This is a genomic window from Vibrio cidicii (assembly GCF_009665415.1).
Lineage (GTDB): Bacteria > Pseudomonadota > Gammaproteobacteria > Enterobacterales > Vibrionaceae > Vibrio > Vibrio cidicii.
The window spans coordinates 204804-231332 of sequence record NZ_CP035921.1; the positions used below are offsets into that span (position 1 = coordinate 204804).

Below are 26529 nucleotides of genomic sequence, written 5' to 3' on the forward strand. Positions count from 1 at the left end.
AAAACCCACCGCATGCTAAAAATGCCACGCATTGCGAATCCCGCTTAAGCAGTTTGTTAGCTTAAATTTCAGCACCTTAGATTTACTAAGCCCAAGATTAACCTGATTTAGGAAACAGGCAAACCTCCTGCGTTTTAAAACCCGAAATGACTCAAACTTTGTGGCATTTCATACGTTTTGAAAACCCGGAAAATTTCGATAAATCATTTTCGGAAGAATCAAAGCGAAAGCAGAACTTCCAAAGCGACTTTGCGCTAAATTTGCTAACCTCGCGCAATCCCAAAACTCAATTGAGGCAACTGCTCGAAACTCGCGTTGGCAAACAATGCTGATTTGCCGAAAAACCTGAACGAATGGCCAGAGAAAGAAAAAACAGGCTGCAAACAATTGATTTTTATTGTTTTAAGCTAACGCCCAATTAAGGGGTGAGCAACGCTACCACCTTACCTAACGCATTGTACCGTAAACACTAAATTTCAAGTAGATACAAAAATGCCAAGCGTTGGGAATCCCTCTTAAATTGTTTGTTATGGCGCTGAACTTGAAGCTAGTTGTTGAATGTCAATTAGGTCTACTTCCCTACCCAATATCCGCTTGTACTCTACCAATTGGTGGACTGGGATAACCTGTAATTCGATGCCTTGATAGCTTTTGGCAACTGACTTTGAAAAGTCGATTTCCAGTTGGTGCCACGAACCGTCCAACGATGACTGGATTTTTGTATTGAGAGCCAAGCCTATTTCAATTTTTTGATTTTGATAGACTAGCTGAAAATACTCTAAATCCCAGCCATATTCCGAGTAGTGAGTAAGCGGTTTAGAAATATACGGGGCAACGTGAGCAAGTATTTTATTTGCATCTGAGTTATGGATATAGAGATCAATATCTGCAATTTCACGACTACCACCATGAATTGTAGCCGCTAAACCACCGACAATTTGGTATTCGATACTCTCCGATTCCAAAAGACTTTTCAGCCAGTCCAAGGCTACTTTTACTTTCTCGCTCATATACTTCCTTAGCTGATTTTTGCCCTGCGCCATAACGCCGCGTTAAGGGGCGCAGGCACGCAATACAAAAGCTACCGCACAGTGCCGTAACCACTAAACCCAACGCAAACTGAAAATGCCACGCGTGCCAAGTCCCTCTTTAACGCTTTGTTATGTTTATTTAGCCTAAGATTTCAAACAGTTAAATGCATCAGCGACTGTTTCAAACTGAATTTTTGTCAAACAGACTTCCGCTAAACAAAACTCATGACGTTGAATCAATCTAGACGCTTCCTCTGCTGAAATCTGGATTGAGTTTCCAATCAAGTTAACTGCTGAGCCATCTGAAACTATTGAATAGACGAAACCTTCAGAATCAATGACTCGATCGCTTGGACCAACGATCAAATCCACACACTCGCAATTCAAATCAGCTTCAGAACCCAAATAAACAAGCTCATCGTCACCATCTAATTTCAGAATACAAGGCCAATTGACCATGAACTTCTCCGATAAACATAACGCCCTGCTAAGGGGTGAGCAATGCACTGCAAAAGTTACCGCACACCGACTTAATCACAAAACTTACCGCATGCCAAAAATGCCACGCATTGCGAATCCCGCTTAAGCAGTTTGTTAGCTTAAATTTCAACACCTTAGATTTACCAAACCTAAGATTAACTTGATTTGAAAAGCCGGAAAACCACTTGAGTTTTGAAACCCGCATTGACTCAAACTTTGTGGCCTTTCATGCGATTTGAAAACCCGAAAATTTTGATAGATCACCTTCAGAAAACTCAAAGCGAAAGGAATACTGTAGTGGCATAGTGAATTTGGCCACCTGATTAGAGCTGTTATGATTACACCCGTAGCAGCAGTAGGTGACGAAATGGCAAAGAAAAAAGGACCGAATTTTAGCCCTGAGTTCCGTCTGGAAACGGCTCAACTGGTGGTTGATCAAGGCTACTCCCAGAAGGAGGCCGCCCAGGCAATGGGGGTGGGCTATTCCACGATTGGCAAATGGGTCAGTCAACTGCGAGAAGAGCGTTCAGGCAAGTCTCCCAAGGCCTCGCCCATGACCCCAGAGCAGGTTGAAATCCGCGAATTAAAGAAGCGCATTGAACGGCTGGAATTGGAAAAGGAAGTCCTAAAAAAGGCTACAGCTCTGTTGATGTCGGACTCCATGAACACTTCTCGCTAATCGAGAAACTCAACAAGAGCCACCGGGAAAAGTACCCGGTCGTCTGGCTGTGCAAGGTGTTTGATGTCCAGCGCAGCAGCTACAGGTATTGGTTAAGCCGGGATAAGCGGATATGCCCAAAGGCGGTGCGTTTACACAGCACAATCCGGCAAATCCACCGTGAGAGCAATGGCTCCGCCGGGGCAAGAACCATCGCCGATATCGCTACTGCCCGGGGTTTTGCATTAAGCCGCTACCGTGCAGGACGGTTAATGAAGACGCTGGAATTGGTCAGTTGCCAATTGCCGAAGCATGCTTATAAGAAAGCCAATCAGGAGCATGTCGACATCCCGAATCGGTTGAACCGCCAGTTTGACGTGGTGGCACCTAACCAAGTGTGGTGCGGCGATGTGACCTATGTCTGGACAGGTACTCGCTGGGCCTATTTGGCCGTGGTAATGGATTTATTTGCCCGTAAACCCGTGGGCTGGGCGATGTCGCACTCACCGGACAGCGAGTTGACCAAGCAGGCGTTGAACATGGCATTTGAGCAACGAGGCAGGCCTAAAGGCGTGATGTTCCACAGTGACCAGGGCAGTCACTATACCAGTCGCTCCTTCCGGCAATTGCTGTGGCGTTACCAGATAACCCAAAGCCTGAGTCGCCGCGGGAATTGCTGGGACAACAGCCCAATGGAGCGATTTTTCAGGAGTTTGAAAACGGAATGGATACCGGAAACAGGCTATCGGAACTTTGCCGAGGCCAAGCTGGCAATCACCCACTATATCCTGGGGTATTACAGCAACGTCAGGCCACACCATTACAACGGTGGCTTGAGTCCAAACGAGTCAGAGCGAAGATACTGGCTTAACTATAAACCCGTGGCCAGTTTTACTTGACCACTACATACTACCAAAGCGACTTTGCGACAAACTGGCTAACCTCGCACAATCCCAAAACTCAATTGAGGCAACAGCTCAAAACTCGCGTTGTCAAATAATGCGGATTTGCCGAAAAACCTGAACGAATTGCCAAAGGAAGAAATGAAAAACCACAACCAATTGATTTTTATTGTTTTAAGCTAACGCCCGCTTAAGGGGCAGCCAACGCTACTACCAACTTTCCGCATAACAACGTAATCACAACAACCAACGCATAGTAAAAATGCCGCGCGTTGGCTGTCCCTCTTGAAGCGTTTGTTATATTCGTAGCCTATTGATTAAAAAGTTGTTCTACCGTTTTCATCGGTAAGAACATACGAATACGCTCATTATGTTCGCACAATACTTCAAAGCCGAACTTCGTATAGAACGCTTGAGCGGAATCTGTCAGACAATCCACAACTATTGCGTATGCCCTCATGTGATGATTCACTTCCCACAAGTACTTCAGCGCACGGATTAGACTGACCTTTCCAAGTCCAGAACCGTGAAATTCTTTGTGCACAGCTAACTGAGCCAACAGAAAAACAGGGATTGGATACCTCGGTAGTTTCTTTGCTAATTGTGTCGGTAATGTTTCTCGGCTGATTGAGCTCGGTGCAACACTATAAAAGGCACAAATAGCGAATTTTTGATTTAACAGTGGTTGAGCACTAGGTAAAACCATTGTTCGGCTAATACCTGCTTGCATGTGCTTTGCAGCTTGAGTTTTGATAAATGTGTTTAGCTCTTGCTCACCACAGTCAAATGAGTCGCGGTCATGCTTTGATTTACTAAGTTCTACAAACTCTTTGCCCCAACTCACTTGATACCGCTCTTCTCTGTAAATTTAACAGCTTCAAGCAAAGCTTGATTCGGTGCTTTTACTTTATTACACGCAGCCATAAACTCGTCAAAAACACTGTCTTTAACCGTAATACTTTCATGCTCCTCAATAACATGAGTCGCATCTTCGTCCATAAGTCTCACCACATATTCAGTGAGACTTTTTAAACCAAGTAAAGCCGATGCCTTTTCGGCTTTTGCCTTGATCTCTTCATCAAGGCGGATATCCAAACGTGCCGTTGCCATAACCCCTCCTGCGTACGGATACATTCCGTCAGTTGATCGATTATAGGCCAAACTTAAAGCACATTCAATTCGTACGGAAAGTTTACGGGGCGAGGGAGAATATAACGCTGCGTTAAGGGGTGAATGCCGCATAAACCAAGCTTCCGCAGACCACTTTCACCACCAGAACTCACTGCAAACCAAAAATGCCACGCGGCATGAATCCCGCTTAAACGCCTTGTTATAAAACTTTTTGAGACTTAACCAAAATTGACGCAGCTTCTACTAAATAAATTAAATGCATAAACAACATTACATACTGCATTTTCACGCTATTGTCTCGCCATGTTTTTCCCTCTGAAACCCAACTAAAACATGACAATGCCATTTGTTCATTAAACTCTAACTTATCTGACTGTGAAAATGACTTATAGATTGCGTTAATTTCATTTTTACTTAACTTTTGGCTCACTCGATGAGCGAAGCTATTTCTAATACTGCCTAGACATTTTAGCGGTGGTAATAATTTTTTAGGTAGTCCTAAAGAAACGGCAAGGTGAATAGCTGAGTAATAATCAAGATTCATTGCTTTCAATGGTTGGCTATCAACTACGCGGTGATCTATAAATTCATAAATCAAGTTCTCCATATAAATATGGCTCTTTATTACTCTCCCAATGTCATCTTCATTGAGTAAAATTTCTTTCAAGTTGTTTGACATTGCAAAAACCCTTCTGTTTTATAACGCCCGCCTAAGGGGCTGGCAACGCATTACCACTAAACTCAAACACAACAACCGTAACCACCGCGGCTCAATGGGACTGGAAACGCCACGCGTTGACAGTCCCTCTTGAGGCGTTTGTTAGTTTCGCAGCATATTGTTTAACAATAATTTTTTTAAACACATTTTCTTGAAAGCTATTTTACGCAAAGGTATTGAGCAAACACACGTCCAACGCCAAAAGCTGTGACGTTGGCTGCCAAAACTCAAAGCGATCAAGGTTAAGTTGGCCACTGTAGTGGCATAGTGAATTTGGCCACCTGATTAGAGCTGTTATGATTACACCCGTAGCAGCAGTAGGTGACGAAATGGCAAAGAAAAAAGGACCGAATTTTAGCCCTGAGTTCCGTCTGGAAACGGCTCAACTGGTGGTTGATCAAGGCTACTCCCAGAAGGAGGCCGCCCAGGCAATGGGGGTGGGCTATTCCACGATTGGCAAATGGGTCAGTCAACTGCGAGAAGAGCGTTCAGGCAAGTCTCCCAAGGCCTCGCCCATGACCCCAGAGCAGGTTGAAATCCGCGAATTAAAGAAGCGCATTGAACGGCTGGAATTGGAAAAGGAAGTCCTAAAAAAGGCTACAGCTCTGTTGATGTCGGACTCCATGAACACTTCTCGCTAATCGAGAAACTCAACAAGAGCCACCGGGAAAAGTACCCGGTCGTCTGGCTGTGCAAGGTGTTTGATGTCCAGCGCAGCAGCTACAGGTATTGGTTAAGCCGGGATAAGCGGATATGCCCAAAGGCGGTGCGTTTACACAGCACAATCCGGCAAATCCACCGTGAGAGCAATGGCTCCGCCGGGGCAAGAACCATCGCCGATATCGCTACTGCCCGGGGTTTTGCATTAAGCCGCTACCGTGCAGGACGGTTAATGAAGACGCTGGAATTGGTCAGTTGCCAATTGCCGAAGCATGCTTATAAGAAAGCCAATCAGGAGCATGTCGACATCCCGAATCGGTTGAACCGCCAGTTTGACGTGGTGGCACCTAACCAAGTGTGGTGCGGCGATGTGACCTATGTCTGGACAGGTACTCGCTGGGCCTATTTGGCCGTGGTAATGGATTTATTTGCCCGTAAACCCGTGGGCTGGGCGATGTCGCACTCACCGGACAGCGAGTTGACCAAGCAGGCGTTGAACATGGCATTTGAGCAACGAGGCAGGCCTAAAGGCGTGATGTTCCACAGTGACCAGGGCAGTCACTATACCAGTCGCTCCTTCCGGCAATTGCTGTGGCGTTACCAGATAACCCAAAGCCTGAGTCGCCGCGGGAATTGCTGGGACAACAGCCCAATGGAGCGATTTTTCAGGAGTTTGAAAACGGAATGGATACCGGAAACAGGCTATCGGAACTTTGCCGAGGCCAAGCTGGCAATCACCCACTATATCCTGGGGTATTACAGCAACGTCAGGCCACACCATTACAACGGTGGCTTGAGTCCAAACGAGTCAGAGCGAAGATACTGGCTTAACTATAAACCCGTGGCCAGTTTTACTTGACCACTACACTTACCGAATTTCCAACAAAGAAAGCGCGATTTCAGCGACAATGCTGCCTTTTGTGAAATCAAGTTGACCGTGCTGAACATCCACAACGTTGAAGCATCGAATTTTTTTGGCTTTCAGCGACTTTGAAACTGCTGAACTTTCAACGCTTTTTACCAAATCAGCATCAAAAAAACTCAAAAGCCTAATTGTGCGACTTGAACACTTAAGGCTGATTTTTCATAGCCTTGTGCTTGAATTTTTGATGATTTTTCCTGAGAGAAACTAACGCCCTGCTAAGGGGTGAGCAATGCACTACAAAAGCTACCGCACACCAACTTAATCACGAAACTCACCGCATGCTAAAAATGCCACGCATTGCGAATCCCGCTTAAGCAGTTTGTTAGCTTAAATTTCAGCACCTTAGATTTACTAAGCCCGAGATTAACCTGATTTGGAAAACCAACAAACCACTTGAGTTTTGAAACCCGAATTGGCTCAAACTTTGTGACCTTTCATGCGATTTGAAAAACCGAAAATTTTGAGAAATCACTTTCAGAAAACTCAAAGCGAATGCAAAACCTCCAAAGCGGCTTTGCGCCAAACTTGCTAACCTCGCGCAATCCAAAAATTCAATTGAGGCAACTGCTCAAAACTCGCGTTGGCAAACAATGCGATTTGCCGAGAAACCTGAACGAACTGCCAAGGGAAGAAAAAACAGGCTACAACCAATTGATTTTTATTGTTTTAAGCTAACGCCCTGTTAAGGGGTGAGCAACGCAATGCCGATGCCGCCGCATACCACCTTAAACACTAAAACCAACGCATAGTGAAAATGCCACGCGTTGCGAATCCCTCTTAAACAGTTTGTTATAGCGCTTTGCCGTTTACAAGTGACCAGTGATGAGGCATTAATTCTCGTATAGTTTTGAAAACTAATGCATTCTCTGGAGTCGTAATTGCTGCTTTGACATCCCCACCCCAGTAGACAAGGCGCTCTTGGCAAACTCCGCATGGTGACAAGATTAGAAATTCATCGTTCTCGTTCTCGTTCTCACGACACAGACATAATGAGTGGGTCACTCGCTCATTGAGTTTGTGAGCCTCTAAATACGCTCCCACTTCCATGCATAGTGAAAGAGCATCGTTTTTAGTATCAGGAGCAATGCTTGTTAATATTTTTCCTGACTCTGTTCTAACAGCCGCAGCACCACCCCAACCAGAAGGGTATCGCATATTTACTAGTTCTATTGCTGCTTGATAAAGCTCTTTTTCGATATTATCCATGACCATCCATATTCAATTTTATCGAGCGCTATAACGCCCTGTTAATTAGTGAGGCATGCCCTACGAAAGCTTCCGCAACACTACGTAATCACTAAAACCAACGCAAACCAAAAATGCCACGCATGCCGAATCTGCTTGAACAGTTTGTTAGCTTAAATTTCAGCATCTTAGATTAACCAAATCCGAGATTAACCTGATTTGGGAAGCCGGCAAACTGTCTAAGTTTTAAAACCCAAAATGACTCAAACTTTGTGGCCGTTCATGCGCTTTGAAAACCAGTAAATTTTGAGAATTCATTTTCGGAAAACTCAAAGCGAAAGTAAAACTGCCAAAGCGACTTTGCGCCAAATTTGCTAACCTCGCGCAATCCCAAAACTCAATTGAGGCAACAGCTCGAAACTCGCGTTGGCAAACAATGCTGATTTGCCGAGAAACCGAGACGAGCTGCCAAGGGAAGAAAAAACAGGATGCAAACAATTGATTTTCATTGTTTTAAGCTAACGCCGCGTTAAGGGGCGCAGGCACGCAATACAAAAGCTACCGCACAGTGCCGTAACCACTAAACCCAACGCAAACTGAAAATGCCACGCGTGCCAAGTCCCTCTTTAACGCTTTGTTATGCTTAAGCTTCAATGGCTTACGTTTTACCCAAACCAAGATTAACTCAGCTTTGATGCACAAACAAAGCCCAAAAAACCAAAAGCTGAATTGACTCATGATTTTGAAAATCAGACTTTGAACTTTGGCAGCTAAAACGAAAAAACCTAAGATCAATTTTCTGATTGAACCAACCACCCTAACCTCGCGCTTGCCCGAAAATTGACTGAGGCAACACTCAGAATGTTTAGCGCCAAAGAATAAGTGTCCAGAAGACCGCGCCCACTGAAGCTAACTTGCCGACAAACTCGAAACCAACCAGCCGAGGGAGCAAAGAAAAACCATAAACCACTGTTTTAAAATGATTAAGCATAACGCCCTGCTAAGGGGTGAGCAATGCACTGCAAAAGCTACCGCACACCGCCTGAATCACAAAACTCACCGCATGCTGAAAATGCCACGCATTGCGAATCCCGCTTAAGCAGTTTGTTAGCTTAAATTTCAGCACCTTAGATTTGCTAAGCCCGAGATTAACCTGATTTGGAAAACCGACAAACTACCTGAGCTTTAAAACCCGTATTGACTCAAACTTTGTGACTGTCCATTGACTTTGAAACCTGTAAATTCTGAGAATTCATTTTCTGAGAACTCAAAGCGAAAGCAAAATTTCCAAAGCGACGTTGCACCAAACTTACCAACCTCGCGCAGCCCCAAAACTCAATTGAGGCAACAGCTCGAAACTCGCGTTGGCAAAAAATGCTGGTTTGCCGAGAAACCGAAACGAGCTGCCAAGGGAAGAAAAAACAGGCTGCAAACAATTGATTTTTATTGTTTTAAGCTAACGCCGCGTTAAGGGGTGAATGCCGCATAAGCCAACTTTCTGCAAACCACTTTCACCACCAAAACCACCGCATACCAAAAATGCCACGCGGCATGAATCCCTCTTAAACGCTTTGTTATAAGGCGGGCTCAAGGACAATATCGTGACCATCAACGTCAATTAGTCCAAAGTCACCTTCCAAAGAAAGAGAGCCTTGCAAATAAGATATTCCTTCAACTTCACCCAATGTTGGTATGTCATTTAAAGTCGTCTTGCTTGCGGATAACTGCATACCCTTAAAACGGACAGTTATCGCTTTACCTTGCTTATTACTGACTAATAGCTTGACCTTCTGGTCAGACTCTAGAAGGAATAGCATTTCGATATAGGTATCATCAAAACTCTGATTAAGTGAGAGTAAATCTGAGTCAATTAGGCAATTTAGTTCCATATTCCTTCAAGCCTTATAACGCCCTGCTAAGGGGTGAGCAATGCACTACAAAAGCTACCGCACACCGCCTTAATCACAAAACTCACCGCATGCTGAAAATGCCACGCATTGCGAATCCCACTTAAGCAGTTTGTTAGCTTAAATTTCAGCACCTTAGATTTACTAAGCCCGAGATTAACCTGATTTGGAAAACCAACAAACCACTTGAGTTTTGAAACCCGAATTGGCTCAAACCTTGTGACCTTTCATACGATTTGAAAAACCGAAAATTTTGAGAAATCACTTTCAGAAAACTCAAAGCGAATGCAAAACTTCCAAAGCGACTTTGCGCCAAGCTTCCTAACCTCGTGCAATCCCAAAATTCAATTGAGGCAACAACCCAAAACTCGCTTTGACAACCAATGCTGATTTGCCGAAAAACCTGAACGAATGGCCAAAGGAAGAAAGAAAAGACCACAACCAATTGATTTTAATTGTTTTAAGCTAACGCCCAATTAAGGGGTGAACAACGCTACACCCAAAACTAAAACATTGTGCCATAAACACTAAATTTGAAGCAGAAGCAAAAATGCCAAGCGTTGTGAATCCCTCTTAAATTGCTTGTTAGCTATTATTTTTCAGACATTATTACGGATAGCTTATCTTCATCTAAATGCTTCTCTAAGCCTGCCATACCTGCTGTAACTTCTGGACTAGCAAACATTTCCTGACCTGCAACTTGACCTAGAACTTGAAAACTACTTTGAAACGCCATCGCGCCTTCATAAGCAATAGCATTTTTAGTTTGTTCCAAGCAAGACTCTGTCGTCAGACGCATGAAAAGATGAGCAACATTTTTGTTTGCTTCGTCCATTTGCGCTGGAGTTATTGAAGAGATTGTTTTCACCGCTGGATGTGCCGAAGCTGCAGAAAACATCCATTTAACAAGTTCTACTCTGTCCGCCTTAGTTGTGGAACTCACCAAGCATTTTGCCAACTCGTCCGAGTAAACTCCCGCCAATGCATTACTAGAAACCATAAGAGTCAGCAACGACCCCATAAAGACTTTCTTCATTTTCAAATATTCCTTGTAAACCAATAATAGCTAACGCCCTGTTAAGTAGTGAGGCATGCACTACAAAAGTTTCCGCAACACTACGTAATCACTAAAACCAATGCAAACCAAAAATGCCACGCATGCCGAATCTACTTGAACAGTTTGTTAGCCTTATGAGGTCAAGTTTTCTGTCGATACCACAGCAATCTTTACACCAAAGCTAGATATACTCGGTAAGGTCGCATTGTGATGCGCTCGAATTTGTTCACCTGACAAATGCGATTTGTTTTGAGTTGTATGAGCATCTGATATTAGCTCCACTGAATAGCCCAATCCAGCCGCTCGACGCACGGTTGTATCGACGCAGAACTCTGTTGCGTAACCGCAAACGTAAAGATGCTCAATGCTGAGCTCTTGCAGTAGAGACTCCAAGTTGGTGCGTAAAAATGAATCTGGTGTTGTTTTACGAACAAAATGGTCATCACTTTCAACGTGTAATGATGACTGCAGTTTCCAACCTTCACTACCATGTTCGATTGGTGTACCCGTTTGTTCATGCTGAATAAAGATGACAGGGATATCTTTTTGGCGTGCCCAATCTGTGATTGTATTGATACGAGTTAATACCTCATTTCTTTCAAACGGTTGAGGTGTTGGGTCGAACAAAATACTTTGCACATCAATAACAAGAACTGCTGATTTCATAAAGTTTCCTTTTAATAAGGCTAACGCCCGCTTAAGGGGCAGCCAACGCTACTACTGACTCTCCGCATAACTCAGTAACCACGAAAACCAACGCATAGTAAAAATGCCATGCGTTGGCTGTCCCTCTTGAAGCGTTTGTTATAGCTCAGCTATGTGTGACAACGTTTCTGGATGACGCTGTACTAACTTTAAAAGAGTGACCGCTTGACCATTTGGCACGCTACGACCTTGTTCCCAGTTTTCTAATGTGCGTGAAGACGTATGAAGTAACCGAGCGAAAACTCCGCGGGACATATTAAACTGCTCGCGAATACTCACGATTTCATCCGGTGAGATGTTCAACTCTCCCACGTCATTCACATGATGTGTTTTCAGCGTAAGCTTACCTTCTGAATGCTGTTTAGCCTCAACAAGAGCTGAGCTTAACTCTGCAAATAAATCACGATTGCTCATTGCGCCAAACCTCCATAAAAGCCATTAGTTGTTTCCTTTGATTTGCATTCAAATCGGACATTTCATTTTTGCCGTAAATGGTTAGCAAATAGAAACGCCTCTTTTCATCGAGAAAGTAATAGATAATCCGTGAACCACCACGCTTTCCCTTACCTTTACTCGCAACTCGAATTTTTCGCAAACCGCCAGTACCTTGAATCACATCACCCAGTTTGGGATTTAGCATTAGCTCTGCTTGAAAGAGCCTATACTCCTCATCACTGAGATACTCATCTCGGTACTTTTCAAAAATTGTTGATTCGACAAATACACTTTTCATACAGAAAGTGTACGCACCAAGCGTACAGATGGCAAGAACTAGTTCAGATAAGAGCTATAACGCTGCGTTAAGGGGTGAATGCCGCATAAACCAAGTTTCCGCAGAGCACTTTCACCACAAAAACCAACCGCATACCAAAAATGCCACGCGGCATGAATCCCGCTTAAACGCCTTGTTATGTGTTTATTCTTCGTAGATATCAATAATATGCTCAGGACCAAATACGACATCATCACCGTATTTAAGTAATACGTTCCCATATGGATCGTTGTCCAATGTACCTACATATAAACCTTTCTCTAGTCCTTTGACTTCCACCCACATTCGTTCAATGAAAGCCCCTTCTTCAGAGTCAGGTTCAAGCATATTGAAGATAAGCTTAACAATAGATCCTAACTTAATTGAAGATCTAGCATCAGAACTAGGAATCCAAAACGTGTCAGGGTATTCTTTGTTAAGTAGCTCTCCATCCTCAAGAAAGTAACCATCTTTCTCATGTGTTGCTAGTTCCACACTTCCTCCTACACATAACGCCGCGTTAAGGGGTGCAGGCACGCACTACAAAAGCTACCGCACAGCGACTTAATCACTGAACCCAACGCAAACCGAAAATGCCACGCGTGCCAAATCCCACTTTAACGCTTTGTTATGAGTGTGTTACCTCGCCAACATGCTTAACTACTTGATAGTAAAGTAAGCCTAGCCAAGCTATAAAAGGTAAAGTGTCCTCGGCTGAACTTACCAGTGCATCATTTTCAGTAGCAACCGACATATAGTAAGCTGACAAAAAAAGAAGCATCGGTATTAATAGAGCACAGAACCTAACTGTAACGACAAAGCTAATACTAAAAAATCGTCCCAGGAAGTCAGTACCATTGTCAGCCCCATTTGATCTATAAGCCAAGAATGTGCCCAATACTGGGATCAAAAAATAAGATAGAGAATTGATGGTATCCCATATATTTCTCGACCCAACAGGGGTTCTTAAAGCAATTTCTAAACACAACGAAGTAAAGATAAACGTTAGGAACATATATATAAATCTATCTTTTTCAGTCAACCTTCCAACTTTAATATCTTTTTTTAAACCTTCGATGTTCCAGATATACATTTTTCCTCCTAAACTCATAACGCCGCGTTAAGGGGCGCAGGCAAGCAATACAAAAGTAACCGCATAACACCTTAACCACTAAACACAAGGCAAATTGAAAATGCCACGCGTGCCAAGTCCCTCTTTAACGCTTTGTTAGGGCTCGAACTTAAAACCGACTGGATAACTATGCCAACCATCAAAGTCCCCTTTACTTAAAGGAACACCATTTTTCCTAGCGATTGCATAGACCATGCTTACATGAAACATGTAGTTAGGAATTATATACTCAAAGATAAAACGACTTTGAGGAAGTTTAACTTCTGAGAAACCAGCACTATCTGATAAGACTTTCAAGTCATCAAACTCAAGTACTTCTGGTAACGACTCAAGATAAACGTTTACCTGGTCCAACAACCGACAGACAGAGTCTTTACCCGATGCTGCCAGTTCAAAGGAACGTACATTGACAGAGACAAGCGGGCAATATCCCCTCAACAGAAAGTTAGCTGCAACTTGTGCGTTCAATTCAAGAGAAAACATTCCTTCTGACAGTATGTCTAGGAAAAAACTGTCTGGGGTTTTATCAACGATAATTCTTAGCTGACGTAAGTAACTAAGAAACAACTTCTTTGTCGAAATACTCACATTACTCTCCTAGAGCCCTAACGCCCGCCTAAGGGGCTGGCAACGCATAACAACCAAACTCAAACACAACAACCGTAACCACCGCGGCTCAATGGGACTGGAAACGCCACGCGTTGACAGTCCCTCTTGAGGCGTTTGTTAGGTTTGTGCGCCGAAGCTCATATAGTAGTAACCACCCAATTCATCGTCCACTTGCGACACAATTTCAAAACCTTGTGACGAATAAAAGTTAAGTGCTTTCTGATTTTGAACCATGCACTTAAGACTTAAGTTGCCATATTTCGCTTTTGCGCCGTTAAGTAGCATCGAGCCCACACCTTGCCCCTGATATTCAGTTGCAACATAGAGATGATGGACAAAATTGTCAGGCTCCCAAATGGATATGAAGCCGGCAATATTACCTAAAACCTCAGACAACCAAATTCGTTCACCTTGAGTATCGCGATCGAAGTCTTCTAGCCGAAAACTATCCGTCTTGAGCCATGGGAAACTATCTCGTCTAGAGTCCAAGTAGAGCTTTCTCAACGATTCAAGATTACAGGCACTAAACTCTTTGATTTCCATGAACAACCTTAAACCTAACGCCCTGTTAAGGTGTGAGCAGCGCAATACCAATGCCGCCGCATACCACCTTAATCACTTAAACCAACGCATGATGACAATGCCACGCGTTGCGAATCACTCTTAAACAGTTTGTTAGGGCAATTTGAACCCCTTGCGCTTTTGAGATATTTTTTTCGAAAGCTCTAAGATGCCTATTTTGTCTCGCAAAGCATCAATTACAATACGAGCTGTAATTGCTCCTAAATAAACTCCAGAAACGATGCCTGTGATTAAAGGTGATAAGTTGAATATTGCTTCAGAACCCAATGCTTTAACATATGCCAAGTAGATCATGATGATAGCTGGAACAATACCAAGTTTATCAACAATTCCAACAAGGAAACCTACCCTTGATTCTAAATACCTAATGCGATCCTCAAATAGAACCTTAACACAGTCTATGCTGTCACCGCCGAAGGTTGAAATTTCTTCCGCGACTATATAGTCCGACCGATATCTTTCATTTATATTTTTTAAAGTTTCTTTTGTTGCACCCACGAAGAAGCGAACTGTAGAAATGAATGAGGACAATGAATACAGTACAAGAAATGCAAAAAAAGCAAACAACGATATGTAAGAAGTGGTAGCGTCACCTAACAGAGCTGCAATCAAAGCAATAACTAAAGATACAACTCCCGCCAGAAATGAGAGTGATTCCATTTTATTGGCAATAAAAAAGTTCTTAACATCGTTTAGTGCACTCTCTTTCGATATAAAGCACTCAATGATCGAGCCAATATCATCACTGTTCAAAATATACTCCTATTGCCCTAACGCCGCGTTAAGTGGTGAACAACGCGACCACCTAACCTAAACCATTGTGTCGTAAACACTAAAACCGATTAAAACTAAAAATGCCAAGCGTTGTGAATCCGTCTTAAACGCCTTGTTAGCAGTATTCTATCCACGTATATATCCATTCCAAACGCGCTGAAAATCCTTATTAATTGACTCAATTTTTGAAAGATCATCCGCAAGTAACTTGCTGCCTTTGTACTCAATTAGATAGCTTATTGATTCTTTAGCCCAAGCAGCATCCGTATACATGCTCATAAAGTTTGTGTCTAAATTTTTCTGTTCACCTGAACTACTGAGACGCTCATTGAAGCCCGAAACATGTCCATGAATTTGATTTACAATTTTCCGTTGCTCAGGACTTAAAAAAGTACAAATGTCTTTGTAGTAATTATCATAAATTGGGCGAACGACTGGATGCGGGGAAACTGATGATTGACGAGTTTTTAGCAAATTTATTAACCCTGCTTCACATTTACTCATTGATTCATTTAAGTGATCAGATATGTCACCTAACTCGTTATAAAAAGCCTTTAGTAACACCCTACGCTTCCAATAGGACTTTAAAAGCTCAGCTCCCTGACCTAAGAACCAACCAAGAAACACCGCTAACAGTGTTATTTCAACTTTTGATAAAGTTTCCAATTTTCCTCCTATACTGCTAACGCCCGCTTAAGTGGTGAGCAACGCAATGCAATGTTTCCGCAAACCACCTAAATCACTAGAATCAACGCATGGTGAAAATGCCACGCGTTGCGAATCCGTCTTAAAGCGTTTGTTAGGGCGCATTGCTAAAATGCCACCCCTGACTTTCGTGCTTGGTTATAGCACAATCCAATAGTAAAATATCACATGTAACCATCTGGTAATACGGGGAAATATGGAAAACTCTATTGTTATAGCAACTATCATTGCATCACTACTATCGGGACTAATTGGCGTACTAATATCATTCGTATTTTATAGCCGTCTTGAAAGGCGAAAACTAAAAGTTGATACCGCTAGAAGACTCATTGGTAATCGATTTAACATATCGTCGTCAGACTTCCAGCAAGCGATGAACGAAATATTCATAGTTTTCGCTGATTCAAAGGAGGTAATAACAGCAATGGATGCATTTTGGCAGGTTGCATGTACACCAATGAATCAAAAGAGTCCTCAATTAGCTAATGACAAACTCATCGCACTGCTAAAAGCAGTTTGTAAAGATGTCAACATTGCTCATAAAGATCTAAATGACGCATATTATCTAAGATATTTTTCTGTCCCCCACAATTAGTTTCGCCATTTTTGTGCTCGGTGAGTATGCTGAGCACAAATAAGCGCCATAACGCCCGCCTAAGGGGCTGACAACGCATACCACTAAACTCAATCACAACAACCGTAACCACCGCGGCTCAATGGGACTGGAAACGCCACGCGTTGACAGTCCCTCTTGAGGCGTTTGTTATGTGCATTTTTGCCAGTTGTACTCCATTTGATGAGCAACCAATTCAGCATGGCTTTGACTATGAAACTTTGATACCAAGAACAAACTCATATCAATGCCCGCAGATATACCACCCGACGTTGTGTACTTGCTTGCTGTTATCCAACGTTTATCTTCCACAACGACTAAGTCAGGAAACCGTTGTTTCAACTCAGGAATATCCTCCCAGTGAGTCGTAACAGCAAGTCCTTTCAGCAAACCGGCATTAGCTAATATGAATGCTCCGGTACAAACTGATGCAATATGTTTAGCATGCTTATCCACTGATGCAACCCAATGAAGCACATTGGACTTATTCATTTCGTTCCTATGGACACCGCCAACAACGATTAATAGGTCAATTTGAGGGTGATTCTGAAACGAATAGTCGGGTAAAACAGTAAAACCACCTCTGGCTTTCACTGGTTCCAAGGTTTCTGAGACTAAAAATACATTCCAACTTCCAGCACCTAATCGTTTAGCTGTACTGAAAACTTCGAAAGGTCCTGAAAAGTCGAGAACTTCGGCCTCATCGTAAATATAGATACCAATGTTCATTACTGCCTCCATGCACATAACGCCGCGTTAAGGGGTGAGTGCCGCATAAACCAAGTTTCCGCATACCACTTTCACCACCAAAACTCACCGCAAACCAAAAATGCCACGCGGCATGAATCCCACTTTAACGCTTTGTTATGCGCGTGCTTCAGACCAAACAGCAAATTCATTACCACTTGGCTCCACAAAATGAAAACGACAACCTCCAGGAAATTCAAAAATTGGACGGATGATTTCACCGCCATTTTTCACAACTTTATCCAATGTTGCTTCAATGTCTGAACTATAGAAAACTAAAAGTGCACCACCACTTTCCGTCCGACTAGAACGCTCAGATTTGAAAAAACCACCATCTAAACCTTCATTTGAAAAAGCTGCGTATTCAGGCCCATAGCCAACAAATTCCCAGCCAAAAACCTTTGAAAAGAACGCTTTCGTTGACTCTAAGTCTTTCGCTGCAAACTCTACATAATTGAGTTTTTCATGCTGATTCATTGTTAACTCCTGTCATTTTTCCAATTAGCGCATAACGCCCAATTAAGTAGCCCGAAACGCCCTGGCTCACCTTCCGCATAGCAACGTAAACACAAAACCCGACGCAAACCAAAAGTGCCACGCGTTGAGGGTCTGCTTGAATTGTTTGTTATGCGAATTCACCGACCAAGCCAAACTGGGCAGATGAAGATTACCTTACACACGAAAAACCACAAACAAACCAAGTACTTTTTGTGATTCACCAAACAGCCGAAATCACTATGTTACAGACCAACTTCCAACAAGTGACTAATGGTGAATTTCGGCTAGTGACTAAGCTTTTGTTTCGAGAAACTCAACGCGGCGGCAGACCAGCGAAGAAGAACTACCGATAAACTTGCCCCTGCCACACTTTACGCCAGTCAAACTCGCCACGGCCAAATACTGAATACCAATGAGGCAACCCACGAAATTTGGCATATTTTAAGGCCTGAGTGATTCAAGAATTTAGGCCGACAATGCTAAATTACCGACACCGAAAACCGACTGCCAAAGAGAGCGAGAAAGAGAGATATAGAAGATTTTTTTGCCCAGTCGCATAACGCCCTGCTAAGGGGTGAGCAATGCACTGCTAAAGCTACCGCACACCACCTTAATCACGAAACCCACAGCATGCCGAAAATGCCACGCATTGCGAATCCCTCTTAAGCAGTTTGTTAGCTATTTTTTACAACAATCGTATTCGCAGCTAAATCACCTATTCTCTGACGCTTTCTAGAAAGAATAAAAATAGCATCAATTAATCCTATTAATGGATTGAGAATATTTCGAATAAAAGACTGCCATAGGGAACAGTATTCACCAGATTCTTTATCAATTACCGACATCCCTAGCATTAATTTTCCGACACTTTGACCTCGTGGTAATGCGTCTGAAAAAATCAAATAGATTGCTGAAACCAAAATTGATATAAAATCAGTTTGCTCCCTAGATGAGCCCATTTCATTTAACAGAAACATTAACAATAACAATAATAACCAAGAAATTATCAGATCTAAGAACTGACCACAATAACGCCTTCCTGGACTTGCCAAGGGTTTATTTAACCTGCTCTGTTCTGGGCTAACATATTTGGTACACTCAATAATTTCAGAAGACTCACAAACATCTAAGTCAATATCGCTGAATTTGGGTTCTATTCTCACTTCGATGAAGCTCCATGTTTTTATTAAAATAGCTAACGCCGCGTTAAGTAGTGAGCAACGTGACCACTGAACCTAAACTATTGTGCCATAAACACTTAAGCTGAATAAAACCAAAAATGCCACGCGTTGCGAATCTGTCTTAAACGCTTTGTTATGTGCAAAGTTCCGACAAACGCCTGATTTCTTGAACTTCGAGACTTCCCTGACCTACCTTACCCATAGGATTAAACCAGATAGCTTGGATGCCGGCTGTAACTGCTGGCTCAATATCTTTGTCGTAAGAGTCACCAACCATAACCACCGATTTTGGCTCAACGTTTAGAGTTTCGATAATTCGATTAAAGAAGTCCGGAGCACCTTTGCCAATACCAAGGTTAGCTTTGCAAAAGTAGCCTGAGATAAAAGCAGATAAACCTACTCGGTCGAAAGCCAATTTTATATCACTTTCTGTTGAGTCAGCGGCATTAGTAGCGACATAGATTTGATGTTGTTTCGACAGTGCTTCTAGGGTTTGCAGCGCACCGTTTACAGCTTGGATATTTTCCCAATCACACATTTTCCCTCTTTGAGCTGGGAAATCGATCATTAGCGTATCACCCCAATCGAATAAGTACACTTTGGTCATTTTGCCTCCTTGCACATAACGCCCTGCTAAGGGGTGAGCAATGCACTACGAAAGCTACCGCACACCGACTTAATCACGAAAACCGCCGCATGCTAAAAATGCCACGCATTGCGAATCCCTCTTAAGCAGTTTGTTAGCTTAAATTTCAGCACCTTAAGATTTACTAAACCTGAGACTAACCCGATTTAGGAAACTGGCAAACCACCTGCGTTTTAAAACCCGAATTGACTCAAACTTTGTGGCCTTTCGTGCGATTTGAAAACCCGAAAATTTTGATAGATCACTTTCGGGAAACTCAAAGCAAAAGCAAAACTGCCAAAGCGACTTTGAGCCAAGCTTGCTAACCTCGCGCAATCCCAAAACTCCATTGAGGCAACGGCTAAAAACTCGCGTTGGCAAACAATGCTGATTTGCCGACAAACCTGAACGAATTGCCAATGGAAGAAAGAAAAAACCATAAACAACTGATTTTTAATGTTTTAAGCTAACGCTGCGTTAAGGGGTGAGTGCCGCCTAAACCAACTTTCCGCAGACCACTTTCACCACCAAAATTCACCGCATACCCAAAATGCCACGCGGCATGAATCCCACTTAAACGCCTTGTTATGCTTAAGCTTCAATGGGTTACGTTTTACTAAAAACAAGATTAACTCAGCTTTGATTTACAAACAAAAGCCAAAACGTAGAAAACCGAAATAAATCATAGTTTTAACAATCAGACTTCGGATTTTGGCAAAACTGGCTTGGAGTTTAAAAACCTAGAAATGGATTTCTGATTGAGCCAGCCGCCCTACCCGCGTAGTTGTTCAAGAATTAATTGAGGCAACTCTCAGAATTTTTAGCGCCCAAGAATGGATGTCCAGAAAATAGCGCCCACAAAAGCCGACTTGCCGACAAACACCAAACTGACAAGCTGAGGGAACAAAGAAAAACCATAACCCACTGATTTTACTTGATTAAGCATAACGCCCAATTAAGGGGTGAGCAACGCCTACCACCCAACCTAAAGCAGTGTACCGTAACCACTAAATTTGAAGTAGAAGCAAAAATGCCAAGCGTTGGGAATCCCTCTTAAATTGTTTGTTAGCTTTCATTTTTTGATTGTTCAATTAAGTCACTTCTCCACTCTGACACTAAGTCGGAAAGTGTTTTGTAGCCATACTCTGAGTCAATAAACCCTTGAATTTCATTAATCAGAAACTCACAGTCCATTGAGAATGCAGTTAGAACACGTGTGGTGTAATTTTCAGGCCAAGTATCGCTCCACTCATCTCGATGCTTGAAGTAATTAGCTGCACAATTAACCAGCTCTATTAACGAATAACCCTGAACTTTTACACGATGAGTCTCATACGCTTTCTCTTTGGTTAATTTATTAAGCCCCAGACTAACTCGGATCTCGTTAATATCCCGCAAGCTACCAACACAATAAGCTTGCGCTGAAACAAGCAAAGAGCCATAAAGAACTTCACCGTACTCATTCATCCACAATCCATCAAACCAAGGTTCAGTGCGGTTTCTCTCGAACAACTTTGCGATACCAGCTTGGATCGTTTTCTCTACATCGACTAGCGGACCAAGGCCATAGTCAGCCTCTAAAATGTTCATATTACTCCTGAAAGCTAACGCCCTGCTAAGGGGTGAGCAATGCACTACAAAAGCTACCGCACACCGCCTTAACCACAAAACCCGCCGCATGATAAAAATGCCACGCATTGCGAATCCCGCTTAAGCAGTTTGTTAGCTTAAATTTCAGCACCTTAGATTTACTAAGCCCGAGATTAACCTGATTTGGAAAACCGACAAACTACCTGAGCTTTAAAACCCGCATTGACTCAAACTTTGTGACCGTTCATTTGCTTTGAAACCAGTAAATTTTGAGAATTCATTTTCGGAGAACTCAAAGCGAACACAAAACTTCCAAAGCAACTTTGCGCCAACCTGGCTAACCTCGAGCAACCCAAAAACTCAATTGAGGCAACAGCTCGAAACTCGCGTTGGCAAAAAATGCTGATTTGCCGAGAAACCGAAACGAGCTGCCAAGGGAAGAAAAAACAGGCTGCAAACAACTGATTTTTATTGTTTTAAGCTAACGCCCTGCTAAGGGGTGAGCAATGCACTACCAAAGCCACCGCACACCGCCTTAATCACAAAACTCACCGCATGCTAAAAATGCCACGCATTGCGAATCCCACTTAAGCAGTTTGTTAGCTTAAATTTCAGCACCTTAAGATTTACCAAAATCAAGGTTAACCTGACTTGGAAAACCAGCAAAACACTTGAGTTTGAAAACCCGAATTGACTCAAACTTTGTAGCCATTCATTTGCTTTGGAAACCAGTAAATTTTGAGAATTCACTTCCGGAAAACTCAAAGCGAAATCAAAACTTCCAAAGCGACTTTGCGCCAAACTGGCTAACCTCTCGCAATCCAAAAATTCAATTGAGGCAACCGCTAAAAACTCGCGTTGGTAAACAATGCCGATTTGCCGAGAAACCTGAACAAATTGCCAAGGGAAGAAAGAACAAGCAGCAAACAATTGATTTTTATTGTTTTAAGCTAACGCCCTGCTAAGGGGTGAGCAATACACTACAAAAGCTACCGCACACCGACTTAATCACAAAACTCACCGCATGCTAAAAATGCCACGCATTGCGAATCCCGCTTAAGCAGTTTGTTAGCTTAAATTTCAGCACCTTAGATTTACTAAGCCCAAGATTAACCTGATTTAGGAAACTGGCAAACCACCTGCGTTTTAAAACCCGAAATGACTCAAACTTTGTGGCATTTCATACGTTTTGAAACCCCAAAAATTTTGATAAATCATTTTTGAAGGACTCAGAGCGAAAGCAAAACTTCCAAAACGACTTTGCGTCAAACTTACTAACCTCGCGCAATCCCAAAATTCAATTGAGGCAACAGCTCGAAACTCGCGTTGGCAAAAAATGCTGATTTGCCGAGAAACCGAAACGAGCTGCCAAGGGAAGAAATAACAGGCTGCAAACAATTGATTTTTATTGTTTTAAGCTAACGCTGCGTTAAGGGGTGAATGCCGCCTAAACCAAATTCCCGCAGACCACTTTCACCACAAAAACCAACCGCATACTAAAAATGCCACGCGGCATGAATCCCGCTTAAACGCCTTGTTATGTGTTTGCTAACTCTATGAAAATTAGTGTTTCTTTGTCAACTGCACATTTTTTGATTTAAAAAAGATCAATTATTAGAAAACAATCAACATTAGCTATAAAGTTAGCTCAAAATCATTGATTAATAAAACGTTAGCTAAGGTCTAGGTAAAATGAAATTCAGTTTTTTTAAACATTCAAAAATAGCACTATCAATACTACTTATTGCTTTAACGTCAGGCTGTTCATCCATGGCGGCACATGGACAAGGGGGTTATGGCAAACCATTTTCCGGAACGGCATTGTCAGTCGTCCGTCTGCCTTGCTTCTTTCGGGGAACCGCTGTTGACTACGCATTGAGTCCTTTAGTTGCATTGGAAGTACCACTGTCTTTAGCTACAGATGTTGTTTTGCTTCCCTTTGACTTGGCCATGATGTTCACGCCTACAACAAGTTACGGGGAAGTGATTTCAATTGGCTGTCCTAGAGGATCTATGATTTAGAGCTGGTAGAAGTTTTTCTAGTAACCCAACACCAGTAGATACGCTGGTGTTGGAAGAACACATAACGCCCTGTTAAGTAGTGAGGCATGCACTACAAAAGCTTCCGCAACACTACGTAATCACTAAAACCAACGCAAACCAAAAATGCCACGCATGCCGAATCTGCTTGAACAGTTTGTTAGCTTAAATTTCAGCACCTTAGATTTACTAAGCCCGAGATTAACCTGATTTGGAAAGCCGGCAAACTACCTGAGTTTTAAAACCCGAATTGACTCAAACTTTGTGACCTTTCATGCGATTTTGAAACCAGTTAATTTTGACAAATCACTTTCGGAAAACTCAAAGCGAGAACAAAACTTCCAAAGCGACTTTGCACCAAATTGACTAACCTCGCGCAGTCCCAAAACTCAATTGAGGCAACTGCTCTAAACTCACGTTGACAAACAATGTGGATTTGCCGAGGAACCAGAGCGAATAGCCAAAGGAAGAAAGAAAAAACCACAAACAACTGATTTTTAATGTTTTAAGCTAACGCCCTGTTAAGTAGTGAGGCATGCACTACAAAAGCTTCTGCAACACTACGTAATCACTAAAACCGCTGTAAACCAAAAATGCCACGCATGCTGAATCTGCTTGAACAGTTTGTTAGCTTAAATTTCAGCACCTTAGATTTACCAAGCCTGAGATTACACCGATTTGGAAAACCAACAAACCACCTGAACTTTAAAACCCGAAATGAATCAAACTTTGTGACCGTTCATTTACTCTGAAAATCAGTAAATTTTGAAAGCTCGTTTTCGCAAAACTCAAAGCGAAAGAGACACTTCCAAAGCGACTTTGCGGCAAAATGGCTCACCTCGCGCAATCCCAAAACTCAATTGAGGCAACGGCTCAAAACTCGTGTTGGCAAACAATGCTGATTTGCCGAGAAACCAGAACGAATGGCCAAAGGAAGAAGGAAAAAACCACAACCAATTGATTTTACTTGTTTTAAGCTAACGCCGCGTTAAGGGGCGCAGGCACGCAATACAAAAGCTACCGCATAGTGCCGTAACCACTAAACCCAACGCAAAATGAAAATGCCACGCGTGCCAAGTCCCTCTTTAACGCTTTGTTATGTACGTGCCAACACCAAGCTAGCAATTACAACCAGGAAAACAATAGATATGGCTATGAACTTATAGTTATTTCGTTTGGGCATGTACCCATGCTTTGCATCAAACTCAGCAAGTGTTACTTCACCCAAGATAATTTGAAGAGCCTCCTGTGATGACATTGATTCTTGTTGGGAATCTAAGCATCTAATCACACCGGAATCACCATAAAAATTTAGATTCCCTTCCCCTTCGACGTCAACATTAATGCTAGGTTCACAAACATCATCACCGTCTGGCACTGATAGTCTTGATAGCTTATCTAGGATATCTCTGAGATTGCTATGCGTAACTTCTCCCCTATCTAATAGCTCGAAATCACCAGTTGCTGTTTCGTAGTCTTCAGAAACACCCTGCGTCTTAATTTTTATTGTTTCCACACTGTAACTCCATAAAGTACATAACGCCGCGTTAAGGGGCGCAGGCACGCAATACAAAAGCTACCGCATAGTGCCGTAACCACTAAACCCAACGCAAACTGAAAATGCCACGCGTGCCAAGTCCCTCTTTAACGCTTTGTTATGCTTAAGCTTCAATGGCTTACGTTTTACCCAAACCAAGATTAACTCAGCTTTGATTCACAAACAAAAACCAAAACATAGAAAACAGAAATGACTCATAATTTTGAAAATCAGACTTTGAACTTTGGCTGTCAAAACTCAAAAACCTAAGATCAAATTGCTGATTGAGCCAACCGCCCTAACCTCGCGCTTGCCCGAAAATTGACTGAGGCAATTCTCCGAGTTTCCAGCGCCAAAGAATAGGTGTCCAGAAAACAGCGCCCAATAAAGCCAACTTGCCGACAAACTCGAAACTAACCAGCCGAGGGAGCAAAGAAAAACCATAACCCACTGTTTTAAAATGATTAAGCATAACGTCCTGTTAAGTAGTGAGGCATGCACTACGAAAGCTTCCGCAACACTACGTAATCACTAAAACCAACGCAAATCAAAAATGCCACGCATGCCGAATCTACTTGAACAGTTTGTTAGCCTTATGAGGTCAAGTTTTCTGTCGATACCACAGCAATCTTTACACCAAAGCTAGATATACTAGGTAAGGTCGCATTGTGATGCGCTCGAATTTGTTCACCTGACAAATGCGATTTGTTTTGAGTTGTATGAGCATCTGATATTAGCTCCACTGAATAGCCCAATCCAGCCGCTCGACGCACGGTTGTATCGACGCAGAACTCTGTTGCGTAACCGCAAACGTAAAGATGCTCAATGCTGAGCTCTTGCAGTAGAGACTCCAAACTGGTGCGTAAAAATGAATCTGGTGTTGTTTTACGAACAAAATGGTCATCACTTTCAAAGTGTAATGATGACTGCAGTTTCCAACCTTCACTGCCATGTTCGATTGGTGTACCCGTTTGTTCATGCTGAATAAAGATGACAGGGATATCTTTTTGGCGTGCCCAATCTGTGATTGTATTGATACGAGTTAATATCTCATTTCTTTCAAAGGGTTGAGGTGCTGGGTCGAACAAAATACTTTGCACATCAATAACAAGAACTGCTGATTTCATAAAGTTTCCTTTTAATAAGGCTAACGCCCTGTTAAGGGGTGAGCAGCGCAATACCGAAGTTGCCGCATTCCACCTTAAACACTAAAACCAACGCATAGTAAAAATGCCACGCGTTGCGAATCCCTCTTGAACAGTTTGTTAGTTTACAGTTTTCCACATTGTTTTTGACTGCTCTTCAAAGCCTAGTTTCGCATAAAAGTTTTGTGCACACTTATTGAAAGCCATGACCTCTAGCCTAATTTGCTCTGCACCTTGCGATTTAGCCCAGTCATTGCATTGATCCATTAGTTGGGTTCCTATACCTGAAACTCTGACACTTTCATCAACTACAATTGTGCCAACACGACAAATTGGTGTTTTAACTAAAAACGGGATAGCTTCATTTTGAGTTACTTTCGCTGTCACAAAGCCAACAACATCACCAGTAAATTCAGCAACAAGAAAGAGCCTTGATTGATCATTTAGAGCTTGAAGAAGGAACTCTTTTTCTTCAGATGACGGTTCAACAAATGCTTCTGGTGCATTTTCAAAGTGCATGATTCCAATCTGATAATTTAGACGCAAGAGTGAGTCTAAATCTGACGCTTCAGCCGATCTAATTTTCATTTTCGTCCTCTGAATTTGATATGTAAACTAACGCCCTGCTAAGGGGTGAGCAA

Annotated in this window: 31 protein-coding genes; 4 read left to right on the plus strand and 27 right to left on the minus strand. The window is 42.6% G+C overall.

The annotated features are described in order from the left end of the window. Window positions 1-527: 527 nt before the first annotated feature. Both EWA64_RS01725 and EWA64_RS01730 read right to left on the minus strand, forming a co-directional pair. Window positions 528-1010 (minus strand): putative signal transducing protein, encoded by a 483-nt coding sequence (locus tag EWA64_RS01725; protein ID WP_045569238.1) that lies wholly within the window; start codon window positions 1008-1010, stop codon window positions 528-530. 165 nt (window positions 1011-1175) lie between these two features. Then, complete coding sequence (locus EWA64_RS01730) at window positions 1176-1490, minus strand: DUF4144 domain-containing protein (RefSeq protein ID WP_061896162.1); 315 nt, start codon at window positions 1488-1490, stop codon at window positions 1176-1178. A 388-nt stretch (window positions 1491-1878) separates the two neighbouring features. Here EWA64_RS01730 and EWA64_RS01735 point away from each other — a divergent pair. Next, window positions 1879-3068, plus strand: a protein-coding gene (locus EWA64_RS01735; protein ID WP_439655067.1) for an IS3 family transposase whose coding sequence is annotated in 2 segments (ribosomal slippage) — window positions 1879-2146 and window positions 2146-3068 — 1191 coding nt in all. Because the reading frame shifts where the segments join, the coding sequence is not laid out codon by codon here. Window positions 3069-3381: 313 nt separating this feature from the next. On the opposite strand, the gene EWA64_RS01740 is transcribed toward EWA64_RS01735, so the two are convergent. The 4 genes from EWA64_RS01740 to EWA64_RS01760 form a co-directional block, all read right to left on the minus strand. After that, a complete protein-coding gene (locus EWA64_RS01740; protein ID WP_000118353.1) occupies window positions 3382-3915 on the minus strand; it encodes a GNAT family N-acetyltransferase in 534 nt (177 codons plus the stop codon). Beyond that, a complete protein-coding gene (locus EWA64_RS01745; protein WP_061895751.1) occupies window positions 3912-4181 on the minus strand; it encodes a type II toxin-antitoxin system TacA family antitoxin in 270 nt (89 codons plus the stop codon). Before EWA64_RS01745 ends, EWA64_RS01740 begins: the two co-directional genes overlap by 4 nt. A gap of 220 nt (window positions 4182-4401) precedes the next feature. Further along, complete coding sequence (locus tag EWA64_RS01755; protein ID WP_039470316.1) at window positions 4402-4881, minus strand: hypothetical protein; 480 nt, start codon at window positions 4879-4881, stop codon at window positions 4402-4404. A 202-nt stretch (window positions 4882-5083) separates the two neighbouring features. Beyond that, complete coding sequence (locus tag EWA64_RS01760; protein WP_439655068.1) at window positions 5084-5218, minus strand: DUF645 family protein; 135 nt, start codon at window positions 5216-5218, stop codon at window positions 5084-5086. A gap of 31 nt (window positions 5219-5249) precedes the next feature. On the opposite strand from EWA64_RS01760, the gene EWA64_RS01765 reads away from it, so the two are divergent. Continuing rightward, window positions 5250-6439, plus strand: a protein-coding gene (locus tag EWA64_RS01765) for an IS3 family transposase (RefSeq protein WP_439655067.1) whose coding sequence is annotated in 2 segments (ribosomal slippage) — window positions 5250-5517 and window positions 5517-6439 — 1191 coding nt in all. Because the reading frame shifts where the segments join, the coding sequence is not laid out codon by codon here. An 855-nt stretch (window positions 6440-7294) separates the two neighbouring features. Here the strand turns inward: EWA64_RS01765 and EWA64_RS01775 are convergent. From EWA64_RS01775 to EWA64_RS01840, 12 genes are all read right to left on the minus strand, one after another. Continuing rightward, window positions 7295-7711, minus strand: a complete 417-nt coding sequence (locus tag EWA64_RS01775) for a cytidine deaminase (RefSeq protein WP_061893608.1) — start codon at window positions 7709-7711, stop codon at window positions 7295-7297. A gap of 1553 nt (window positions 7712-9264) precedes the next feature. Then, complete coding sequence (locus EWA64_RS01785; protein ID WP_061892973.1) at window positions 9265-9579, minus strand: hypothetical protein; 315 nt, start codon at window positions 9577-9579, stop codon at window positions 9265-9267. 610 nt (window positions 9580-10189) lie between these two features. Continuing rightward, window positions 10190-10633, minus strand: coding sequence for a hypothetical protein (locus EWA64_RS01790; protein WP_061892972.1), 444 nt, complete (start codon window positions 10631-10633; stop codon window positions 10190-10192). A 153-nt stretch (window positions 10634-10786) separates the two neighbouring features. Then, window positions 10787-11320 carry a cysteine hydrolase family protein gene (locus tag EWA64_RS01795; protein WP_061892971.1) on the minus strand — a complete coding sequence of 178 codons (534 nt, stop codon included), beginning with the start codon at window positions 11318-11320 and terminating at the stop codon, window positions 10787-10789. 138 nt (window positions 11321-11458) lie between these two features. Then, a complete protein-coding gene (locus EWA64_RS01800) occupies window positions 11459-11773 on the minus strand; it encodes a helix-turn-helix domain-containing protein (RefSeq protein ID WP_000071008.1) in 315 nt (104 codons plus the stop codon). Beyond that, window positions 11760-12092 (minus strand): type II toxin-antitoxin system RelE family toxin, encoded by a 333-nt coding sequence (locus EWA64_RS01805; protein WP_061892970.1) that lies wholly within the window; start codon window positions 12090-12092, stop codon window positions 11760-11762. The genes EWA64_RS01800 and EWA64_RS01805 overlap by 14 nt, the downstream gene beginning before the upstream one ends. A 183-nt stretch (window positions 12093-12275) precedes the next feature. Next, a complete protein-coding gene (locus EWA64_RS01815) occupies window positions 12276-12605 on the minus strand; it encodes a DUF2314 domain-containing protein (RefSeq protein ID WP_061892969.1) in 330 nt (109 codons plus the stop codon). Window positions 12606-12738: 133 nt separating this feature from the next. Further along, the gene (locus EWA64_RS01820; protein WP_061892968.1) at window positions 12739-13203 is read right to left on the minus strand and encodes a hypothetical protein; all 465 of its coding nucleotides are present in this window, start codon (window positions 13201-13203) and stop codon (window positions 12739-12741) included. Window positions 13204-13338: 135 nt separating this feature from the next. Further along, window positions 13339-13830 (minus strand): DUF1993 family protein, encoded by a 492-nt coding sequence (locus EWA64_RS01825; protein ID WP_139045582.1) that lies wholly within the window; start codon window positions 13828-13830, stop codon window positions 13339-13341. A gap of 138 nt (window positions 13831-13968) precedes the next feature. Next, window positions 13969-14394 (minus strand): GNAT family N-acetyltransferase, encoded by a 426-nt coding sequence (locus EWA64_RS01830; RefSeq protein WP_061892967.1) that lies wholly within the window; start codon window positions 14392-14394, stop codon window positions 13969-13971. Between the two features lie 132 nt (window positions 14395-14526). After that, window positions 14527-15186 (minus strand): hypothetical protein, encoded by a 660-nt coding sequence (locus tag EWA64_RS01835; RefSeq protein ID WP_061892966.1) that lies wholly within the window; start codon window positions 15184-15186, stop codon window positions 14527-14529. Between the two features lie 147 nt (window positions 15187-15333). Further along, on the minus strand, window positions 15334-15873 hold the full coding sequence (locus tag EWA64_RS01840; protein ID WP_061892965.1) for a hypothetical protein: 540 nt from the start codon (window positions 15871-15873) through the stop codon (window positions 15334-15336). Between the two features lie 235 nt (window positions 15874-16108). On the opposite strand from EWA64_RS01840, the gene EWA64_RS01845 reads away from it, so the two are divergent. After that, on the plus strand, window positions 16109-16507 hold the full coding sequence (locus tag EWA64_RS01845) for a DUF6680 family protein (protein ID WP_061892964.1): 399 nt from the start codon (window positions 16109-16111) through the stop codon (window positions 16505-16507). 168 nt (window positions 16508-16675) lie between these two features. On the opposite strand, the gene EWA64_RS01850 is transcribed toward EWA64_RS01845, so the two are convergent. The 6 genes from EWA64_RS01850 to EWA64_RS01885 all read right to left on the minus strand — a co-directional run bounded on the left by EWA64_RS01850 (window position 16676) and on the right by EWA64_RS01885 (window position 22096). After that, the gene (locus tag EWA64_RS01850) at window positions 16676-17254 is read right to left on the minus strand and encodes a DJ-1/PfpI family protein (RefSeq protein ID WP_001020574.1); all 579 of its coding nucleotides are present in this window, start codon (window positions 17252-17254) and stop codon (window positions 16676-16678) included. Window positions 17255-17389: 135 nt separating this feature from the next. Then, window positions 17390-17749, minus strand: coding sequence for a VOC family protein (locus EWA64_RS01860; RefSeq protein WP_061892963.1), 360 nt, complete (start codon window positions 17747-17749; stop codon window positions 17390-17392). 695 nt (window positions 17750-18444) lie between these two features. Beyond that, window positions 18445-18933, minus strand: coding sequence for an RDD family protein (locus tag EWA64_RS01865; protein WP_231967341.1), 489 nt, complete (start codon window positions 18931-18933; stop codon window positions 18445-18447). Between the two features lie 151 nt (window positions 18934-19084). After that, window positions 19085-19558 carry an HAD family hydrolase gene (locus tag EWA64_RS01870; protein WP_061893653.1) on the minus strand — a complete coding sequence of 158 codons (474 nt, stop codon included), beginning with the start codon at window positions 19556-19558 and terminating at the stop codon, window positions 19085-19087. A 1083-nt stretch (window positions 19559-20641) separates the two neighbouring features. Then, entirely contained in the window at window positions 20642-21166 is a 525-nt protein-coding gene (locus tag EWA64_RS01880) for a hypothetical protein (RefSeq protein ID WP_061893455.1), read from the minus strand. A 558-nt stretch (window positions 21167-21724) separates the two neighbouring features. Then, entirely contained in the window at window positions 21725-22096 is a 372-nt protein-coding gene (locus EWA64_RS01885) for a hypothetical protein (protein ID WP_369435806.1), read from the minus strand. Window positions 22097-22858: 762 nt separating this feature from the next. On the opposite strand from EWA64_RS01885, the gene EWA64_RS01895 reads away from it, so the two are divergent. Beyond that, window positions 22859-23188 carry a YceK/YidQ family lipoprotein gene (locus tag EWA64_RS01895; protein WP_082796279.1) on the plus strand — a complete coding sequence of 110 codons (330 nt, stop codon included), beginning with the start codon at window positions 22859-22861 and terminating at the stop codon, window positions 23186-23188. 1114 nt (window positions 23189-24302) lie between these two features. Here the strand turns inward: EWA64_RS01895 and EWA64_RS01900 are convergent. From EWA64_RS01900 to EWA64_RS01915, 3 genes are all read right to left on the minus strand, one after another. Continuing rightward, window positions 24303-24722 (minus strand): hypothetical protein, encoded by a 420-nt coding sequence (locus EWA64_RS01900; RefSeq protein WP_061893441.1) that lies wholly within the window; start codon window positions 24720-24722, stop codon window positions 24303-24305. Between the two features lie 614 nt (window positions 24723-25336). Next, the gene (locus tag EWA64_RS01905; RefSeq protein ID WP_061893317.1) at window positions 25337-25870 is read right to left on the minus strand and encodes a cysteine hydrolase family protein; all 534 of its coding nucleotides are present in this window, start codon (window positions 25868-25870) and stop codon (window positions 25337-25339) included. 138 nt (window positions 25871-26008) lie between these two features. Further along, window positions 26009-26476, minus strand: coding sequence for a GNAT family N-acetyltransferase (locus EWA64_RS01915; protein ID WP_061893316.1), 468 nt, complete (start codon window positions 26474-26476; stop codon window positions 26009-26011). Between the last annotated feature and the right edge of the window lie 53 nt (window positions 26477-26529).

Excerpts from the sequence above, each read along its gene's own strand:
- EWA64_RS01775 (WP_061893608.1), bottom strand. The coding sequence starts at position 7,711 with ATGGATAATATCGAAAAAGAGCTTTATCAAGCAGCAATAGAACTAGTA.
- EWA64_RS01905 (WP_061893317.1), bottom strand. The coding sequence starts at position 25,870 with ATGAAATCAGCAGTTCTTGTTATTGATGTGCAAAGTATTTTGTTCGAC.
- EWA64_RS01805 (WP_061892970.1), bottom strand. The coding sequence starts at position 12,092 with ATGAAAAGTGTATTTGTCGAATCAACAATTTTTGAAAAGTACCGAGAT.
- EWA64_RS01830 (WP_061892967.1), bottom strand. The coding sequence starts at position 14,394 with ATGGAAATCAAAGAGTTTAGTGCCTGTAATCTTGAATCGTTGAGAAAG.
- EWA64_RS01790 (WP_061892972.1), bottom strand. The coding sequence starts at position 10,633 with ATGAAGAAAGTCTTTATGGGGTCGTTGCTGACTCTTATGGTTTCTAGT.
- EWA64_RS01745 (WP_061895751.1), bottom strand. The coding sequence starts at position 4,181 with ATGGCAACGGCACGTTTGGATATCCGCCTTGATGAAGAGATCAAGGCA.
- EWA64_RS01895 (WP_082796279.1), top strand. The coding sequence starts at position 22,859 with ATGAAATTCAGTTTTTTTAAACATTCAAAAATAGCACTATCAATACTA.
- EWA64_RS01730 (WP_061896162.1), bottom strand. The coding sequence starts at position 1,490 with ATGGTCAATTGGCCTTGTATTCTGAAATTAGATGGTGACGATGAGCTT.
- EWA64_RS01915 (WP_061893316.1), bottom strand. The coding sequence starts at position 26,476 with ATGAAAATTAGATCGGCTGAAGCGTCAGATTTAGACTCACTCTTGCGT.
- EWA64_RS01870 (WP_061893653.1), bottom strand. The coding sequence starts at position 19,558 with ATGACCAAAGTGTACTTATTCGATTGGGGTGATACGCTAATGATCGAT.
- EWA64_RS01850 (WP_001020574.1), bottom strand. The coding sequence starts at position 17,254 with ATGAACATTGGTATCTATATTTACGATGAGGCCGAAGTTCTCGACTTT.
- EWA64_RS01860 (WP_061892963.1), bottom strand. The coding sequence starts at position 17,749 with ATGAATCAGCATGAAAAACTCAATTATGTAGAGTTTGCAGCGAAAGAC.
- EWA64_RS01725 (WP_045569238.1), bottom strand. The coding sequence starts at position 1,010 with ATGAGCGAGAAAGTAAAAGTAGCCTTGGACTGGCTGAAAAGTCTTTTG.
- EWA64_RS01795 (WP_061892971.1), bottom strand. The coding sequence starts at position 11,320 with ATGAAATCAGCAGTTCTTGTTATTGATGTGCAAAGTATTTTGTTCGAC.
- EWA64_RS01820 (WP_061892968.1), bottom strand. The coding sequence starts at position 13,203 with ATGTATATCTGGAACATCGAAGGTTTAAAAAAAGATATTAAAGTTGGA.
- EWA64_RS01845 (WP_061892964.1), top strand. The coding sequence starts at position 16,109 with ATGGAAAACTCTATTGTTATAGCAACTATCATTGCATCACTACTATCG.
- EWA64_RS01880 (WP_061893455.1), bottom strand. The coding sequence starts at position 21,166 with ATGAACATTTTAGAGGCTGACTATGGCCTTGGTCCGCTAGTCGATGTA.
- EWA64_RS01800 (WP_000071008.1), bottom strand. The coding sequence starts at position 11,773 with ATGAGCAATCGTGATTTATTTGCAGAGTTAAGCTCAGCTCTTGTTGAG.
- EWA64_RS01755 (WP_039470316.1), bottom strand. The coding sequence starts at position 4,881 with ATGTCAAACAACTTGAAAGAAATTTTACTCAATGAAGATGACATTGGG.
- EWA64_RS01785 (WP_061892973.1), bottom strand. The coding sequence starts at position 9,579 with ATGGAACTAAATTGCCTAATTGACTCAGATTTACTCTCACTTAATCAG.